This window comes from Streptomyces purpureus (assembly GCF_014648195.1).
In the GTDB taxonomy this organism is placed as follows: Bacteria; Actinomycetota; Actinomycetes; order Streptomycetales; family Streptomycetaceae; genus Streptomyces; species Streptomyces purpureus.
Genome location: NZ_BMQQ01000040.1, coordinates 15,027 through 31,556 on the forward strand (window position 1 = coordinate 15,027; position 16,530 = coordinate 31,556).

Below are 16,530 nucleotides of genomic sequence, written 5' to 3' on the forward strand. Positions count from 1 at the left end.
TGGAGTGCTGGAGCAACCATAGGCGCAGCGCTCCACCGGCCCGGACGCGGAGTCAGTAAGGAGCACGCTTGCGTACTTTCGCTCGGTTTCCGATCGATTGATCGCTCGCGTCAAGAGAACGTTAAAGATTAGGTAAGGTAACGAAGTACCGGCTGCTGGGCGAAAGGATCCGGCCGCACGAGGAGAAGGGATCGGCCACTGACTGTCCACCAGCTCAATGAACTCCTGCTCATCTGCTCGCTCGTGCTGCTCGTCGCCGTCGCCGCGGTGCGCATCTCGTCCCGCAGTGGGCTCCCCAGCCTTCTGCTGTACCTCGGGATCGGGGTCGCCATTGGGCAGGACGGCATCGGCAACGTCGCCTTCGACAACGCCGAGCTGACGCAGGTGATCGGCTATGCCGCGCTTGTGGTGATCCTGGCCGAGGGTGGCCTGGGCACCAAGTGGAAGGAGATCAAACCCGCGTTGCCCGCGGCGGTCGTGCTGTCGACCGTCGGCGTCGCGGTGAGCGTGGGCATCACCGCCGCCGCGGCCCACTATCTCGTCGGCCTGGAGTGGCGGCAGGCGCTGATCATCGGCGCGGTCGTCTCCTCCACGGACGCGGCGGCCGTCTTCTCCGTACTGCGCAAGGTGCCGCTGCCGCCCCGGGTCACCGGTGTCCTGGAGGCCGAGTCCGGTTTCAACGACGCCCCCGTCGTGATCCTGGTCGTCGCCTTCTCCACGGTCGGACCGGTCGACGAGTGGTACCTCCTGGTCGGCAAGATCGCGCTGGAGCTGGCGATCGGGGCGGGCATCGGCCTCGCGGTCGGCTTCCTCGGCGCCTTCGGACTGCGGCATGTGGCGCTGCCCGCCTCCGGCCTGTACCCGATCGCCGTCATGGCCATCGCCGTGGTCGCGTACGCGGCCGGCGCGCTGGCCCACGGCTCCGGCTTCCTCGCCGTCTACCTGGCCGCGATGGTGCTCGGCAACGCCAAGCTGCCGCACTCCCCCGCCAACCGCGGCTTCGCCGAGGGACTCGGCTGGATCGCCCAGATCGGCATGTTCGTCCTGCTCGGCCTGCTCGTCACGCCGTCCAAGCTGATCGGCGACTTCTGGCCGGCGGTGATCATCGGCCTGGTCCTGACGGTCGTGGCGCGCCCCATGGAGGTCCTGGTCAGCCTGCTGCCGTTCCGCGTCCCCTGGCAGGAGCAGGCCCTGATGTCCTGGGCCGGCCTGCGCGGAGCCGTGCCCATCATCCTGGCCACGATCCCGATGGTGTCCGGGATCGAGGGCAGCCAGCGGGTCTTCAACATCGTCTTCGTGCTGGTCGTCGTCTACACCCTGGTCCAGGGGCCGACCCTGCCCTGGCTCGCCAAGGCCCTCCGGCTCGGCGACCCGTCCGAGGCCGCCGACCTCGGCGTCGAATCGGCGCCCCTGGAGCGGCTGCGCGGACATCTGCTGTCCGTCGCGATCCCGGAGAAGTCCAAGATGCACGGCGTGGAGGTGGCCGAGCTGCGGCTCCCGGCCGGGTCCGCGGTCACCCTGGTCGTACGGGACGGCAAGAGCTTCGTACCGTCGCCCGCCACCGTGCTGCGGCGCGGTGACGAGCTCCTGGTCGTCGCGACCGACCCGGTCCGGGACGCCGCCGAGCGGCGGCTGCGGGCGGTCGGACAGGGCGGCAAGCTCGCCGGCTGGCTGGGGACCGGCGGCGCGAGCGCCGCGAGCGGGAGGGAGCACGCGCGCGTGAAGGGGCCCAAGGCCCTCCACGACCTCTGGGACGGGATTACCGGAAGGCGAACGTCCGGTTAATCACAGGTACACAAGGGGAGGGGTTGGCGTTTTCCCAGGCGGATCAGCGCCACCCCCTGTACCATGAAGGCACACTGATCGACCAACTCTGCCTGACGCAGAGCTGGCGCGACCGTATGGCGGCCGTGGCACCCTCGCAGTGGGGCCTGGTATCTACCGCAGTTCCGCGCAAGAGGACAGCTCTCGGCGGCTCCCGACACCCAGGGGAGCGCTACCAGGCGGCAGAAAGGCAAGGACCGTGGCATCCACGGTCACCACGTCCGCTGCGAAGCGCCCCGGGTACGGACAACTCCTGCGCACCCCCGGCGCCCTCTCTTTCCTGCTGCCCGGCTTCCTGGCCCGGCAGCCGTTCGCGATGCTGACCATCGGCATCGTCCTGCTCGTCCAGCACACCACCGGCTCCTACGGCAGCGCGGGCGCCGTCGCCGCCGCGACCGGTGTCTCCATGGCACTGTTCGCCCCGCAGAGCGGCAAGCTCGCCGACCGCTTCGGCCAGCGCGCCGTGCTCCTCCCGGGCGTCCTCATCCACACCGTCGCGGTCTCCGCGCTGGTGGCCCTGGCCCTCGCGGACGCCCCCATGTGGGCCCTGTTCGCCGCCGCCGTGCCCACCGGTGCGTCCGTCCCGCAGATCGGCCCCATGGTGCGGGCCCGCTGGGCGGCCAAGCTGGAGCGCTCCCCCCTGATGCCGACCGCGGCCGCCTGGGAGTCGGTCACGGACGAGTTCACCTTCGTCGTCGGACCGGTCCTGGCCACCGCCCTGTGCACCGGCGTCCACCCGGCGGCCGGCCTGATCGCAGAGGCGGCGCTCACCCTGGTCGGCGGTCTGTTCTTCGCCGCCCAGCGCGCCACCCAGCCCGCTCACGGCCTGGTCGCCGCGGCCGCCGCCGAACGGAACTCCTCCGCCCTGTCCATCCCCGGCGTCCGCGTCCTGATCGTCGCCTTCCTCGGCATCGGCTCGGTCTTCGGCGGTATGCAGGTCTCCCTGACCGCCTTCACCGAGGAGATCGGCAACCCCGGCGCCAACGGACTGCTGTACGGCATCTTCGCGGCGGGCAACATGCTCGCCGGCATCGCGTGCGGCACCATCGCCTGGAAGATCGGCCCCCGCCGCCGTCTGATCCTCGGCTACGCCGGCCTGACCGTGGCCGCCTCGCTGCTCTGGTCCGTCCACTCGGTGCTGCTGCTCGGCGCGCTGGGCCTGGTCGTCGGCCTGTGCATCGCACCGGCCCTGATCACCGGCTACACCCTGGTCGAGTCGCTGGTGCCGTCCTCCGCCCGTACCGAGGCCTTCACCTGGCTCACCGGCGCGGTGGCCCTGGGCCAGGCGGCGGCCGTGACCGTCGCCGGACGGCTGGCCGACGCCCACGGCGCCAGCACCGGATTCCTGGTCCCCCTGGTCGGCACCGCGCTGGCGCTGGCCACCCTCCTGGCGCTGCGTTCGCGCCTCGCCCCGGCTCCGGCCGGGCGGGCCACCGGACGGATCGCGGCACGTGGTGTCGGTCACCGCGTCCCTGTGACGGTGGACTGATTCACAGGAATACGTCAGTATGGACAGTCGTTAGCACTCATCGAGTCAGAGTGCCAGGAGGAAGACAAGTGCCGACCTACCAGTACCAGTGCACCGAGTGCGGCGAGGGCCTCGAGGCGGTGCAGAAGTTCACCGATGACGCCCTCACGGAGTGCCCGAGCTGCCAGGGACGCCTGAAGAAGGTGTTCTCCGCGGTCGGCATTGTCTTCAAGGGCTCCGGCTTCTACCGCAACGACAGCCGCGGCTCGTCGTCGAGCAGCTCGCCGGCGTCGTCGTCGAAGTCGTCCACGACCTCCTCGGACTCCAGCTCGTCGTCGTCCTCGTCCGGCTCGAAGCCGGCCGCCTCGTCCTCCTCGACGTCGGCGTCCACGGGCTCCAGCTCGGCCGCCTGAGCGACTCCACGGACTCATCCGGACCCCGCCGTTGCGTAACGGCGGGGTCTTCGGCGTACGGCCCGTCGGTTCCGGCCCGTTGTTAGGGTGACTGGCATGGCGACAGACGCGCAGGTGTACGCGGGCATAGGCGTAATCGGGGGTTCGGGCTTCTACTCCTTCCTGGAGGACGTGACGGAGGTGTCCGTGGACACCCCGTACGGCAGCCCGAGCGACTCGCTGTTCATCGGGGAAGTCGCCGGCCGGCAGGTCGCGTTCCTGCCCCGGCACGGGCGGAGCCACACGCTCCCCCCGCACAAGATCAACTACCGGGCCAATCTGTGGGCCCTGCGGTCCGTCGGCGTACGGCAGGTGCTCGGGCCGTGTGCGGTGGGCGGCCTCCAGGCGGAGTACGGGCCCGGCACGCTGCTCGTCCCCGACCAGCTCGTGGACCGTACGAAGTCCCGGGCGCAGACCTTCTTCGACGGGGAGCCGCTGCCGGACGGAACCGTCCCGAACGTCGTCCACACCACCTTCGCCGACCCCTACTGCCCCGACGGGCGGCGCGTCGCGCTGAAGGCGGCCCGGGGACGCGGCTGGGACGCCGTCGACGGCGGCACGATGGTCGTCATCGAGGGCCCGCGGTTCTCCACCCGCGCCGAGTCCCGCTGGCACGCTGCGGCGGGCTGGTCGGTGGTCGGCATGACCGGGCACCCCGAGGCCGTCCTCGCGCGTGAGCTGGGGCTCTGCTACACCTCGATGGCGCTGGTGACGGACCTGGACGCGGGCGCCGAGACCGGCGAGGGCGTCTCGCACACCGAGGTCCTGAAGGTGTTCGGCGCGAACGTCGGGCGGCTGCGTGAGGTGCTCTTCGACGCGGTGGGCGCGCTGCCCGAGACCGTGGACCGGGACTGCCTGTGCACCCATGCGCACGACGGCTGGGACCTGGGGATCGAACTGCCGTAGAGGTCGGCGACTGCCCGCTCCCTCACCTGCGTGGGTGAGGGAGTTTTCCACAACTGGTCGGTAGTCCACAGGCTGGAGCGGGATCGGGTGGGGTGCGGGATCGTCGAGGGGCGGTGACCGGAAAGGCCGGGAACCCCTTTCGACAGGCGGTGTTCGCGATGACGTCCTGCACTCCCTCCCCCTCTTCTCCCTCTCCTTCCTCTCCCTCCGCCGGCTCCTCTTCTTCCCTCTCCTCTCCCCCTTCCTCCGTACCCGGGCTGCGGGGCGTCCCCGCGTTTCCGCCCGTCCGCGTGCGTCGCGGGGCTCAGCGGCTGCGGCTGCGGCGGGCCATGCGGCGCAGGCGCAGGTCACTGGCGGCGGGGCTGGCGATGACCGCGGCCGCGCTGGCGGCCATGGGGCAGGGTCTGCCGGGCGGTTCGGCCGCCGCGGGGCCGCCCACGGCGAGCGCCTCCGCCGCGGCCTCCGGTGATCCGGCGCCCCGGCCGGTGCGGATGGTGGCGGCGCCGGTACGGATCGCGGACGCCGCGACCGTACGGCTGTTGCGGCCCGGCGACCGGGTCGATGTGATCGCCGCCGCCAACTCGCCCACGGGGGAGGCGGGTGAGCCGCGCGTCGTGGCGACGGGGGCTCGGGTGGCCCGAGTTCCGCAGTCGCGCGAGACTTCTCCGGACGGCGGGGCTCTGGTCGTCCTGTCGGTGCCGCGCTCCACGGCGACGGCGCTGGCCGGTGCGGGGGCGTCCTCACGACTGGCGGTGACCTTGTGCTGATTCGCACTGACGGTCAGTCAAGTCGTTGGTCCGTGTGTACCGATTGGACTGCCCCACGCCGTACGCGGCCTAATGGCTCAGCCAACTGCACGCGCGACGAAAGGCTCCCTGGTGACCCCGAAGAAGGAAAGCGTGATGGCAGGCTTCAAAGCCTTCCTGATGCGCGGGAACGTGATCGATCTCGCGGTGGCCGTCGTCATCGGTGCCGCGTTCACCAACATCGTGAACTCGGTGGTGAAGGGCGTCATCAACCCGCTGGTCGGCGCCTTCGGCACCAAGGACCTGGAGAGCTACCAGTCCTGCCTCAAGGGGCCCTGCGAGGTGAACGACGCCGGGGAGGTGGTCTCCGGTATCCCGATCATGTGGGGCCTGGTCCTCAGCGCGGTCCTCAGCTTCCTGATCACCGCGGCCGTCGTCTACTTCCTGATGGTCCTGCCCATGGCGAAGTACCTGGCCCGGCGGGCGGCGATGGACAGGGCGAAGCAGGGCGTCCAGGAGACCCTGGAGATCAGCGAGCTCGAGGTGCTGAAGGAGATCCGCGACCTGCTGGCCCAGCAGCGGCAGCCCGGCGCGGGCGGTACGGGCGGGGCCGGTGGCGGCGGGGGCACCACCCCCTAGCCGGCGTCGGCCGGCATCAGAGGTGGTGCGGCGGCTTCTCGTCGAGGAAGCGCGCCAGATCGGCGGCGCTGTCGCCGCCCGGAGGCCGCTCGCCCCACCCACGGTCCGTATCGTCCGCGGATTGCTGGTCCAGCGGATCGTCGAAGATCAGCTTCGGCTGGGGCTTCGGCTGCTTCGCGTCTCGCGGTCCGGGAGCGGGGGCGGTACTCATACGACAAGGGTACGCCGGGGGTTCGTCGCCCCCCTGGGCCGACCGGTTCGGCCGGGGCTGGGCGCTGCCGGCGGTGGGCCGGAGCGGGGGCAGGGGTTCGGGGTGGACCGGGTCGATCATGTCGGGTCCTTCCGCTGGGCCGTGCCGGGCACCGACGCGGTGGGGGACGCCGCCCCCGGGCCGGTCACCCGGTCATCGTAAGACGGTCCCATCCGTTTCAGCCCGTTTTGGGCGATGGTGGGGTGAGGTGGTCCCTCGGATGACGCGCCGCGCGTCTGACGGCCGGGGCGTTCCGGCTCTGCTGTTCTGGGCGTATGACGCACACGCCCGACGGAACCTGGCCCGGTGCCTCATCAGGGCAGGGCCCCCACCACCATCGCCGTCCCGCATCGCCGCCCCACCCGCTGCGGCCACTGGTCTCCCGCAGCCGCACCGAGGAGCACCGGCCCGCCACACCGCTGGAGCTCTTCTTCGACCTCTGCTTCGTCGTGGCCGTCGCCCAGGCCGGGGCGCAGCTGGTGCACGCGGTCGCCGAGCGGCACACGGGCGAGGGGATCGCCAACTACGCGATGGTGTTCTTCGCGATCTGGTGGGCGTGGATGAACTTCACGTGGTTCGCCTCGGCGTACGACAACGACGACGCGCTCTACCGGGTCGTCACCCTCGTCCAGATCGCCGGTGTGCTCATCCTCGCCGCCGGGGTGTCGCGGGCCTTCGAGGACCACGACTTCCTGATCGTGTGGCTGGGCTATGTGGTGATGCGGCTCGCGCTGGTCTTCCAGTGGCTGCGCGCCGCGCGGCACGCCTCCGGCGGGGAGCGGAAGACGGCGCTGCGGTACGCGGGCGGGGTGATGCTGTGCCAGGTGGGCTGGACGGCGCTGCTGTATACGCCTGAGGGCGCGCGTCCGTGGGTCTTCCTGGGCATGGCGGTGGCCGAGATGGCCGTGCCGGTGTTCGCGGAGAAGGACGTGACCACGCAGTGGCATCCGCACCACATCGCCGAGCGCTACGGACTGTTCACGATCATCGTGCTCGGCGAGACGATCGCCGCGGCGACGGTGGCGGTGAAGTCCGGGATCGACGAGAACGACGCCCTCGACGATCTGCTGCCGATCGCCGCGGGCGGACTGCTGATCGTCTTCGCGGCGTGGTGGGTCTACTTCGTGGTGCCCGCGCACGACCGGCTCGCCTCGAACAAGCAGGGCTTCCTCTGGGGCTACGGCCACTATCTGATCTTCACCGCGGCGGCGGCGATCGGCGCGGGCATCGAGATCGCGGTGGAGCAGACCGTCGGCAAGGCACACGTCTCGACGCTGGCGGCGGCGAGCGCGGTGACGGTGCCGACGGCGATCTATCTGCTGACGGTGTGGGTGCTGCACGCCCGGTACTTCAAGGTGGGCATCGCCCAGCAGATGGTGCTGCCGGTCTCCGCGCTGGCGGTGCTGTGCTGTTCGTTCGCGGGCCGCTGGGCCGTCTTCGCGGCCGGACTGGTGGCGGCCGCGACGGTCGCCACCGGGGTGACCCTGACGGCCCGGATGCGACGGCGGGAAGAAGCGGCGACGGTGTGAGAGAGCCCAAGTGGCGGGTGCCGCCCGCGTGATACGCAGGTGGCATGACCAACAACGACGCACTGACGGACGTGGCCGGTCTTCGGGTCGGCCACGCGCGCGTGGCGGGTCCGGGCGCGCTCAGCGGTACGACCGTCGTCCTCGCGCCACCGGGCGGGGTGATCGCCGCCGTCGACGTACGCGGCGGCGGGCCCGGCACCCGGGAGACGGACGCGCTCGATCCGCGGAATCTGGTGCAGCGCGTGGAGGCGGTGACGCTGACCGGCGGCAGCGCGTACGGCCTGGAGGCGGCGGCCGGGGTGATGGCCTGGCTGGAGGAGCGGGGGCGGGGGGTCAGGGTCGGTCCGGACCCGTCGCAGGTCGTGCCCGTCGTCCCGGCGGCGTGCCTGTTCGACCTCGGGCGGGGCGGCGAGTGGCGGGCCCGGCCGGACGCGTCGACGGGCCGCGCGGCGGTGGCGGCCGCGGCGGCCACGCAGATCGGCGCGCCGGTGCCGACGGGCGCCGTCGGGGCGGGGACCGGCGCGGTCGTCGGCGGGCTGAAGGGCGGTGTGGGGACCGCGTCCACGGTCCTGGAGTCCGGTGTGACGGTCGGGGCGCTGGTGGTGGCCAACGCGGTGGGTTCGGCGGTCGATCCGGAGACGGGCGTGCTGTACGGGCGGTACTTCGACGGCCGCCCGGAGTACCCGGCGCGCGAGGTCCACGCGGCGGCCCGGCGGCGGCTGGCGGAGGCGGCGGAGCGGAACGGGGCGCAGCCGCTGAACACGACACTCGCGGTCGTCGCCACCGACGCGGACCTCACCCGCGCACAGGCGCACAAGCTGGCGGGGACGGCGCACGACGGTATCGCGCGCGCCGTGCGCCCGGTGCACCTGCTCAACGACGGTGACACGGTGTTCGCACTGGCGACGGGCGAACGGCCGCTGGGGGTCGGCCCCTTGGCGCTGAACGCGGTTCTGGCCGCGGGTGCGGACCTGGTGACCAGGGCGATCGTACGGGCGGTCCTGGCGGCGGACAGTGTCGAGGGGATGGGCGGGACATTCCCCTCGTACCGCGACCTCTACCACCTCGACTGACGTACGGTTACGGCGAGTTGGGGGCGCACGGGAACTTCCCGAGCGCCCCCTTCGTTTTGCCGAACCCCGGACGCGATGTCAGAGCAAGGGACTACGTTAAGCAAGCACCAAGTGACATGTGGCGACGGCCTGGAGACCCCTTGAACCATCCGAACGCTCCGTACGATCCGGCAGATCCGTACGAGACGACTGAGACGCACCTTGAGCGACTCCTCGGGCGGGCGCTCAACTCCTTCGACCTGCCCGACACCACGGTCGAGCGCCTGGAGTCCGCGCTGGCGCACTCCAGTTCGCTGCATGCCTCGCACCACAGTGCGGCGCGGCACCGCACGACGTACAAGCACTCGTATCTGCTCCTGGACGGGACGACGCTGACGCTCTGGGAGCTGGTCCACAACAGCGGGCGCGACGGCGCCGAGCGGCACGAGCTCTACACGGACGAGTCGGAGGCCGCCCTCGCCGCGTCCCGGCTGCCGCTCGCCGGCGGGGGCCCGGGCCGTGGAAAGCCCGTCGACCGGGGCCAGGACCAGATCCGGGACGAGGACCAGGGCTTGGACCTGGACGGCGATCTGCGGCTGCTGGCCCGGCTGATGGCGAAGCCGATCCCGACGCGGCCGCGGATGTACGTGCCGGACAATTCGGCGGACCACGCGCGCCGGGTGCTGCGGCGCGCGGAGAACGCGGACCGGCCGGGCGAGGAGACCGCCGCCCGGCTGCGGTCCGCCTTCGCGCACCACATCACGCAGGCGTTCGGCCGCCACTGCGGGGTAGGGGGAGGCAGCCCGCGGGCCGGCTTCACGCTCTACGAGCACGCGTTCCTGCTGCTGGACGGCAGCGAGCTGAGCCTGTGGGAGGTCGAACACACGGCGACACCGGACGGCCGTCACATGTGCGAGGTGTACGTGGACGAGCGCGCGGCCCGCGAGGCGATGGAGCACCGCTCCCGCGTCCGCTGACCCGCCCCGCGGGACGGGAGAACGGGCGGAAGCCGCCTCCCCTTCCGGGGAGACGGCTTCCGTTCCTGCGCAGGGCCCCCTCCGGAGCCGTCGCGTCCGTTGGTCCCGGCCGTCCGGCCTCAGTGGGTGAGCGCCGGTTCGCGGTCTCCGGCCGGGGCGAGAGCCCCGGACTCCGTGGTCCCCGACTCCACGGTCTCCGCCTCCACCGCCTCGGCCTCCGCGTGCTGCTTCGGCCGCGCGGGGAGCGCGAACATCACCACGAAGATCAGACCGAGCACCGCCACGACCCACCACAGCGAGCTCTGGAAGGCGTCCGTGAAGCCGGCCGTCATCGCGGCCCGGCCGCCCTCGGGCCGGATGTCGTCGACGACCGAGAAGAAGACCACCGACACCAGCCCCAGGCCCAGCGCATTGCCCATCTGACCCACGGTGTTGATCAGTCCGGACGCCGAGCCGGCGTGCTCGCGTGGCACCTCCGAGAGCACCGCGTCCGTCAGCGGGGCCACGATCAGGCCCATACCCAGACCCATCACGACCAGCGGCAGGCTCATCTGCCACGGCGCGATCGAGGCGCCGTACCGGCCGGCCTCCCAGATGTAGAGCAGCAGCCCGCCCGCGAGCGTCAGCGCACCCGCCTGCAGCACCTTGCGCCCGAACCGCGGCACCAGCTTCTGCACCGACATGCCCGCCGCGACCGACACCGCCAGGGAGAACGGCACCCCGGTCAGACCGGCCTTCAGCGCGGTCCAGCCCAGGCCGATCTGCATGTACAGCGTCCAGACCAGGAAGAAGATGCCCATCACGACGCCGAAGGTCAGCTGCACCGCGATACCGCCCGCGAAGCTCTTCACCTTGAACAGCGACAGCTCGACGAGCGGCGAGCCGTCCTTCCTCGTCTTGTACTTCTCGTACGCGACGAAGGCGGCGAAGACGAGGACGCTGCCGGCCATGCACAGGTGGCCCCAGAGCGGCCAGCCCAGCTCACGGCCGCGGGTGAGGGGGTAGATCAGCATCAGCAGGGCGAGCGTGATCAGGACGACGCCGACCAGGTCGAGCCGGAGCGCCTTCGGGGCGCGGGACTCGATGATGAACTTCCGGCCCAGGATCAGACCGGCGATGCCCACCGGCAGGTTGATCAGGAAGATCGGGCGCCATTCGAGGCCGAAGAGGTTCCACTGGGTGAGCAGCGCGCCGAGCAGCGGTCCCGAGACCGCGCCCAGGCCGACGATCGCGCCGAAGAGCCCGAAGACCTTGCCGCGCTCATGGGCGGGGAAGGTGACGTGGACGATGGCAAGGACCTGCGGAACCATCATCGCCGCCATCGCGCCCTGGAGGAGACGGGAGGCGACCAGCATCTCCGGGTTCGCGGCGAAGCCGCACAGCGCGGAGGCGAGGGTGAAGCCCGCTATACCGACGAGGAAGAGGCGCTTGCGGCCGTAGATGTCACCGAGGCGACCGCCGGTGATCAGGCCCGCGGCGAAGGCGAGCGCGTATCCGGCGGTGATCCACTGGATCGCGCCGAAGGAGGCGCCGAGGTTCCGCTCGATGCTGGGGATCGCGATGTTGACGATCGTGACGTCGACCAGGTCCATGAAGGCGGCGGTCATCACGATTGCGAGGGCGAGCCAGCGGCGCCGGTCCGCGGCCGGCGCGTCGGGCGCGGCGGCCGCGGCGGGTTCCTTGGACGGGGCGTCCTGGATGGGAGTGGAGGAGGTCATGAGGAAGAAAGTAGAGGGGATATAGGCCAGGGACTGTCCTAGATCCCAGTGCATCCTGGAGAACATGACGGACACCCCGGCACGACTCCTGAATCTGCTCTCCCTCCTCCAGACCCCGCGCGAGTGGCCGGGCAGCGAGCTCGCCGAGCGGCTCGCGGTCAGCCCGCGCACGATCCGCAGGGACATCGACCGGCTGCGCGAACTCGGCTACCCGGTCGAGGCCACGAAGGGCGCCGTCGGCGGGTACCGGCTGGTCGCGGGCACGGCGATGCCGCCGCTGGTCCTTGACGACGAGGAGGCGGTCGCGATCGCTGTCGGCCTGCGCGCCGGCGCGGGCCACGCCATCGAGGGCATCGAGGAGGCATCCGTACGGGCCCTGGCGAAGCTGGAGCAGGTGCTGCCGTCGCGGCTGCGGCACCGGGTCTCGACGCTCCAGGCCGCGACGATCCCGCTGACCCGGGGCGACGGCGCGACGGTCGATCCGCACACGCTGACGGCGATCGCGGCGACGGTGACGGGCCGGGAGCGGCTGCGGTTCGGCTACCGGGCCGGGGACGGCACGGAGTCCAAGCGGCAGGTCGAGCCGTACCGGCTGGTGTCGACCGGGCGGCGGTGGTACCTCGTGGCGTACGACATGGGGCGGGAGGACTGGCGTACGTTCCGGCTGGACCGGGTGAGCGAGCCGTTCGCGACGGGGGCGAGGTTCACCCCGCGGGAGCTGCCGAAGGGGGACGCGGCGCGCTTCCTGCAGCACTCGATGTCCCGGCTCCAGCCGCAGCTCGACCTCGACGTCACCTTCCACGCCTCCGAGGAGTTCGTCGCCGCCCGCCTCCCGGCCCATCTGCGCCCGGAGCCTCGATCCGCGACCACCTGCCGCCTGCGGGTGCGCTCCTCGGAGTCGGTGGAGTGGCTGGCGGTGCGGCTGGCCATGGTGGACTGCCCCTTCACGGTCCACGCCCCGGAGTCGCTGATCACGTACGTGAGCGGCCTGGCAGACCGCCTGGCGCACGCCGTGCGGTAGCGGCCGGTACGGGAAAGGGCCTGGGCTCCCCCGAGGGAGCCCAGGCCCGGACGTGGGGCGGCCGACGGCGGCCGGCGTCACGCCACGGCGTCGAAGCCGGTGTCGCGGGCCATCTTCTTCAGTTCGAGGAGCGCGTGCTTCTCGATCTGGCGGATGCGCTCGCGCGTGAGGCCGTGCTCCTTGCCGACCTCCGTCAGCGTGCGCTCGCGGCCGTCCTCGATGCCGTAGCGCATGCGGATGATCGAGGCCGTGCGGTGGTCGAGCTTGCCGATCAGGTCGTCGAGCTCCTCGCTGCGCAGCAGCGTGAGGACCGACTGCTCGGGCGAGATCGCCGAGGTGTCCTCCAGCAGGTCGCCGAACTGCGTCTCGCCGGCGTCGTCGACGGACATGTTCAGCGACACCGGGTCGCGCGCCCAGTCCAGGACGTCCAGGACCCTCTCCGGAGTCGTACCGAGCTCCTTGGCGACCTCCGCCGGCTCCGGCTCGCGGCCGTTCTCGCGGTTGAACTCGCGCTGGACGCGGCGGATGCGGCCCAGCTCCTCCACGAGGTGGACGGGGAGCCGGATCGTGCGGGACTGGTCGGCTATGGAGCGGGTGATGGCCTGGCGGATCCACCAGGTCGCGTACGTGGAGAACTTGAAGCCCTTGGCGTAGTCGAACTTCTCCACCGCGCGCACCAGGCCGGCGTTGCCCTCCTGGATGAGGTCGAGCAGGGGCAGGCCGCTGCGCGGGTAGCGCCGGGCGACGGCGACGACGAGCCGCAGGTTGGAGCGGATGAAGACGTCCTTCGCGCGCTCCCCCTCGGCGGCGAGTGCCTCAAGCTCTTCCCGGCTGGCCCCGCCCGCGACGCTGTCGACCTCCTTGTCGAGGATCTGCTGGGCGTAGACACCGGCCTCGATGGTCTGCGAGAGCTCGACCTCCTTGGCGGCGTCGAGCAGGGGCGTGCGCGCGATCTCGTCGAGGTACATGCCGACCAGGTCGCGGTCGGCGATCTCCCCGCCCACGGCGCGAACGCTGCTTGCCCGGCTGGTCCCATCGGTGGCGGTGGACTGGCGGGCGACGGCACGGGTTGCCATGCGTGCTCCCTTGCTGAGTAGGTCGCGACACCCTTCGGGTGCCCTGCATCCGACGGAAACAACGACTGGAATCAGGACAGAATTCCCAAGCCGCCCATCGATTTTCGTGATCATGCAGTACCCTGTGCCGCCGCCAGGGGCGGACGGGTGCTGCGGAGGCCCGTAGAAGTGCAGGTCAGGCAGGAAGCGGGGGCGATCCGGGGCCCCGCGCGGAACCCCTCGACGACGATCCGCTTCCCACCCGGAAGACGTCCGGCATCACCGTACGGTTGCTCGCGGTGTCCGAATTGTCGATTCGGTGGATCCGATCTACGAGACCGGTCCGGGGGGCCCGGAAACCGACGCGCGGGGCCTCGGCCCTAGGTCCCGGGCCGGGCGCGCCTAGGTCCACAGCCCGTTACGGGCCGCCCGGCCCCGCTCCTACAGTCCCCACATGGACACGACAGGCATCCTCGACGAGGCGCTGGAGCGGCTGCACGCCGCCGGGCCGGAGCGGAACGGCTGGCTCAGCAACCACGGCCCCATGGCCGTCGAAGCGCTGGTACGGCACGGCCAGGCGCCGGTCGTCCACCGCTGGCTGGATCACTACCGCACCAAGCTGGAGGACATGCCGCCCCTCAACACCCCCATCACCGAGGCCACTTGGCGCGAGGCGCTCGGCGACCCGGCCCGGATCGCCGACTGGGCGCGCTACTTCGAGCGGGAGACCTCCGAGCGGCCCTGGCGCGAGGTGCTGGCGCGGTGGTGGCCGCGGCTGCTGCCCGGTATCGCGGGCGGGGCCACGCATCCGGTGATCCGTACGGGCCATGCCGTACGCACGCTCCTGGACGGTGAGGAGACCGCGCCCCGGGTCGTCGAGCTGGCCCACGCGCTCGGCTACTGGGCCGCACGCCACCAGCCGCTGGCGGACCTCGCGACCTTCGCCCCGGCGCCGGACGCGGCCACCGCCCTGGACGCCGTACGGCCCGTACCCCTCCAGGAGGGCGGGATCAGGGACCGGCTCGACCAGCTGACCGGGTTCCCGCTCTGGGGCCTCGCCCCCGGACCGGAGGAGGCGCGGGAGCGGCTGACGGAACTCGTCGCGGCGGCGACCCACCGCTACGCGACCCATGGTCATGGCGAGCCGATCATGCTGGTGCACGCGGCCACCGCCCCCAACGCCGTCCTGCGGACCCTGCCGGCGCTCCCCCGCGAGCTGTGGGCGGCGAGCCTGGCGGCGGCGTGGACGGCGAGCGCGGCGGTCACGGCGGCGTACGCGCCCGACAGGCCGGCGCCCTACAAGGCCACCTGCCTCACCGCCGAGGAGGTCTTCGAGCAGGCCGCGGCGCACGGCGACGACCACACGATCAAGTTCACCGACACCGCGCTGGACGTGGGTGACCGGCTCGCGCTGGCCGCCGCGGCCCGCTCGATCGCCCTCAATCCCCCGGTGTTCCAGCGCTGATCACCCCTCGGGGGGATCAGGCCGCGCCGAACTGGACGGAGCGCTTGGCCAGGCCCATCCAGAAACCGTCGATGACGCTGCGGCCGGCGTCCAGCTCCCCGGCCGCGTCCGCCGCGCCCAGGGTCACGAAGAGTGGCGCGAAGTGTTCGGTACGCGGGTGGGCGAGGGCGCCCGCCGGGGACTTGTGCGCGAAGTCGAGGAGCGCGTCGACATCGGCGGCCTCCAGCGCGCGCCGCCCCCAGTCGTCGAACTCCGCCGACCAGCCGGGCACTCCCGGGCCGGTGTGCCGCAGCGCGGCGAGGTTGTGGGTGAAGAATCCGCTGCCCACGATCAGGACGCCCTCGTCCCGCAGCGGCGCGAGCCGGCGGCCGATCTCCATCAGCCGGCCCGGGTCGAGGGTCGGCATCGAGATCTGGAGGACCGGGATGTCGGCGGCGGGGAACATCTCCACCAGCGGGACGTACGCGCCATGGTCGAGGCCCCGGGCCGGGATGTCCTGGACCGGAGTGCCGGGGGCGCGCAGCAGCTTGCGTACGGAATCGGCGAGCGCGGGCGCGCCGGGCGCCGCGTACCGGACCCGGTAGTAGTGCTCGGGGAAGCCCCAGAAGTCGTACACCAGCGGGACGGTCTCGGTGGCGCCGAGGGCGAGCGGGGCCTCTTCCCAGTGGGCGGAGACCATCAGGATCGCCGTGGGGCGGGGCAGGCCCGCGGACCAGGCGGCGAGCTGGCCGGGCCAGACGGGGTCGTCGGCGAGCGGCGGGGCGCCGTGGGAGAGATAGAGGGCGGGCATCCGCGGGGGAGTACTCATCACAGAGTCCTTGAATCAGCCCTGAGGACCATAGTTGAAACTTCAAGCTCATCGGACATGACGAGCCTAGGACCATCTTGTTCAACTTTCAAGAATGGTCCGTAAACTTGGACGCATGACCACCGCATCCCATGGCACGCCCCGCTGGCTCAGCGACGAGGAGCAGCGGGTCTGGCGCGCCTACCTCCATGCCACCACCCTCCTGGAGGACCACCTCGACCGCCAGTTGCAGCGCGACGCGGGGATGCCGCACATCTACTACGGACTGCTGGTCCAGCTCTCCCAGGCCCCCCGCCGCCGGATGCGGATGACCGAGCTGGCCAGGGAAACCAAGATCACCCGCTCCCGGCTCTCGCACGCCGTGGCGCGGCTGGAGAAGAACGGCTGGGTCCGCCGCGAGGACTGCGCATCCGACAAGCGCGGCCAGAACGCCTGCCTCACGGAGGAGGGGTTCGAGGTGCTGCGGCGCACGGCGCCGGGCCATGTCGAAGCCGTACGGCAGGCGATGTTCGACCGGCTCAGCCCCGAGCAGGTGGGGCAGCTCGGCGAGATCATGCGGGTCATGGCCGAGGCGCTCCAGCCCACGGACCCGAACGCGGACCTGCCCTGGCTCCGCTGAC

The 16,530-nt window shown here is 71.6% G+C and carries 16 protein-coding genes; 12 read left to right on the forward strand and 4 right to left on the reverse strand.

The features are described from left to right. Positions 1-243 precede the first annotated feature (243 nt). The 6 genes from IEZ01_RS31580 (at position 244) to mscL (ending at position 6,035) form a co-directional block, all read left to right on the forward strand. Positions 244-1,785 (forward strand): potassium/proton antiporter, encoded by a 1,542-nt coding sequence (locus IEZ01_RS31580; protein ID WP_019887110.1) that lies wholly within the window; start codon positions 244-246, stop codon positions 1,783-1,785. Positions 1,786-2,023: 238 nt separating this feature from the next. Then, positions 2,024-3,313, forward strand: a complete 1,290-nt coding sequence (locus IEZ01_RS31585; protein ID WP_019887111.1) for an MFS transporter — start codon at positions 2,024-2,026, stop codon at positions 3,311-3,313. 68 nt (positions 3,314-3,381) lie between these two features. Continuing rightward, positions 3,382-3,705, forward strand: a complete 324-nt coding sequence (locus IEZ01_RS31590; RefSeq protein ID WP_078513320.1) for an FmdB family zinc ribbon protein — start codon at positions 3,382-3,384, stop codon at positions 3,703-3,705. Between the two features lie 96 nt (positions 3,706-3,801). Further along, positions 3,802-4,650, forward strand: coding sequence for an S-methyl-5'-thioadenosine phosphorylase (locus tag IEZ01_RS31595; RefSeq protein ID WP_019887114.1), 849 nt, complete (start codon positions 3,802-3,804; stop codon positions 4,648-4,650). Positions 4,651-4,940: 290 nt separating this feature from the next. Beyond that, the gene (locus IEZ01_RS31600; RefSeq protein ID WP_373287696.1) at positions 4,941-5,417 is read left to right on the forward strand and encodes a hypothetical protein; all 477 of its coding nucleotides are present in this window, start codon (positions 4,941-4,943) and stop codon (positions 5,415-5,417) included. Between the two features lie 111 nt (positions 5,418-5,528). After that, entirely contained in the window at positions 5,529-6,035 is a 507-nt protein-coding gene (gene mscL / locus IEZ01_RS31605; protein ID WP_189205144.1) for a large conductance mechanosensitive channel protein MscL, read from the forward strand. 16 nt (positions 6,036-6,051) lie between these two features. Here mscL and IEZ01_RS31610 read toward each other — a convergent pair whose 3' ends face one another. Continuing rightward, a complete protein-coding gene (locus IEZ01_RS31610; RefSeq protein WP_028797639.1) occupies positions 6,052-6,246 on the reverse strand; it encodes a hypothetical protein in 195 nt (64 codons plus the stop codon). Positions 6,247-6,560: 314 nt separating this feature from the next. On the opposite strand from IEZ01_RS31610, the gene IEZ01_RS31615 reads away from it, so the two are divergent. The 3 genes from IEZ01_RS31615 (at position 6,561) to IEZ01_RS31625 (ending at position 9,843) form a co-directional block, all read left to right on the forward strand. Next, positions 6,561-7,814 (forward strand): low temperature requirement protein A, encoded by a 1,254-nt coding sequence (locus IEZ01_RS31615; RefSeq protein ID WP_229833312.1) that lies wholly within the window; start codon positions 6,561-6,563, stop codon positions 7,812-7,814. Between the two features lie 44 nt (positions 7,815-7,858). Next, positions 7,859-8,887, forward strand: coding sequence for a P1 family peptidase (locus tag IEZ01_RS31620; RefSeq protein ID WP_189205146.1), 1,029 nt, complete (start codon positions 7,859-7,861; stop codon positions 8,885-8,887). 116 nt (positions 8,888-9,003) lie between these two features. Next, positions 9,004-9,843 carry a DUF6227 family protein gene (locus tag IEZ01_RS31625; protein ID WP_189205148.1) on the forward strand — a complete coding sequence of 280 codons (840 nt, stop codon included), beginning with the start codon at positions 9,004-9,006 and terminating at the stop codon, positions 9,841-9,843. A 119-nt stretch (positions 9,844-9,962) separates the two neighbouring features. Here the strand turns inward: IEZ01_RS31625 and IEZ01_RS31630 are convergent, their stop codons facing one another. Further along, on the reverse strand, positions 9,963-11,561 hold the full coding sequence (locus tag IEZ01_RS31630; protein WP_189205150.1) for an MFS transporter: 1,599 nt from the start codon (positions 11,559-11,561) through the stop codon (positions 9,963-9,965). A 64-nt stretch (positions 11,562-11,625) separates the two neighbouring features. Between IEZ01_RS31630 and IEZ01_RS31635 the strand changes: the two genes are divergently transcribed. Next, a complete protein-coding gene (locus IEZ01_RS31635; RefSeq protein ID WP_019887124.1) occupies positions 11,626-12,582 on the forward strand; it encodes a helix-turn-helix transcriptional regulator in 957 nt (318 codons plus the stop codon). Between the two features lie 77 nt (positions 12,583-12,659). Here IEZ01_RS31635 and IEZ01_RS31640 read toward each other — a convergent pair whose 3' ends face one another. Further along, a complete protein-coding gene (locus IEZ01_RS31640; RefSeq protein ID WP_028797640.1) occupies positions 12,660-13,658 on the reverse strand; it encodes a sigma-70 family RNA polymerase sigma factor in 999 nt (332 codons plus the stop codon). A gap of 433 nt (positions 13,659-14,091) precedes the next feature. On the opposite strand from IEZ01_RS31640, the gene IEZ01_RS31645 reads away from it, so the two are divergent. Further along, positions 14,092-15,102, forward strand: coding sequence for a questin oxidase family protein (locus IEZ01_RS31645; protein WP_189205160.1), 1,011 nt, complete (start codon positions 14,092-14,094; stop codon positions 15,100-15,102). Between the two features lie 16 nt (positions 15,103-15,118). Here the strand turns inward: IEZ01_RS31645 and IEZ01_RS31650 are convergent, their stop codons facing one another. Further along, positions 15,119-15,892, reverse strand: a complete 774-nt coding sequence (locus tag IEZ01_RS31650) for a dioxygenase family protein (protein ID WP_189205174.1) — start codon at positions 15,890-15,892, stop codon at positions 15,119-15,121. A 133-nt stretch (positions 15,893-16,025) separates the two neighbouring features. On the opposite strand from IEZ01_RS31650, the gene IEZ01_RS31655 reads away from it, so the two are divergent. Continuing rightward, complete coding sequence (locus IEZ01_RS31655) at positions 16,026-16,529, forward strand: MarR family winged helix-turn-helix transcriptional regulator (RefSeq protein WP_019887130.1); 504 nt, start codon at positions 16,026-16,028, stop codon at positions 16,527-16,529. Position 16,530 lies beyond the last annotated feature (1 nt).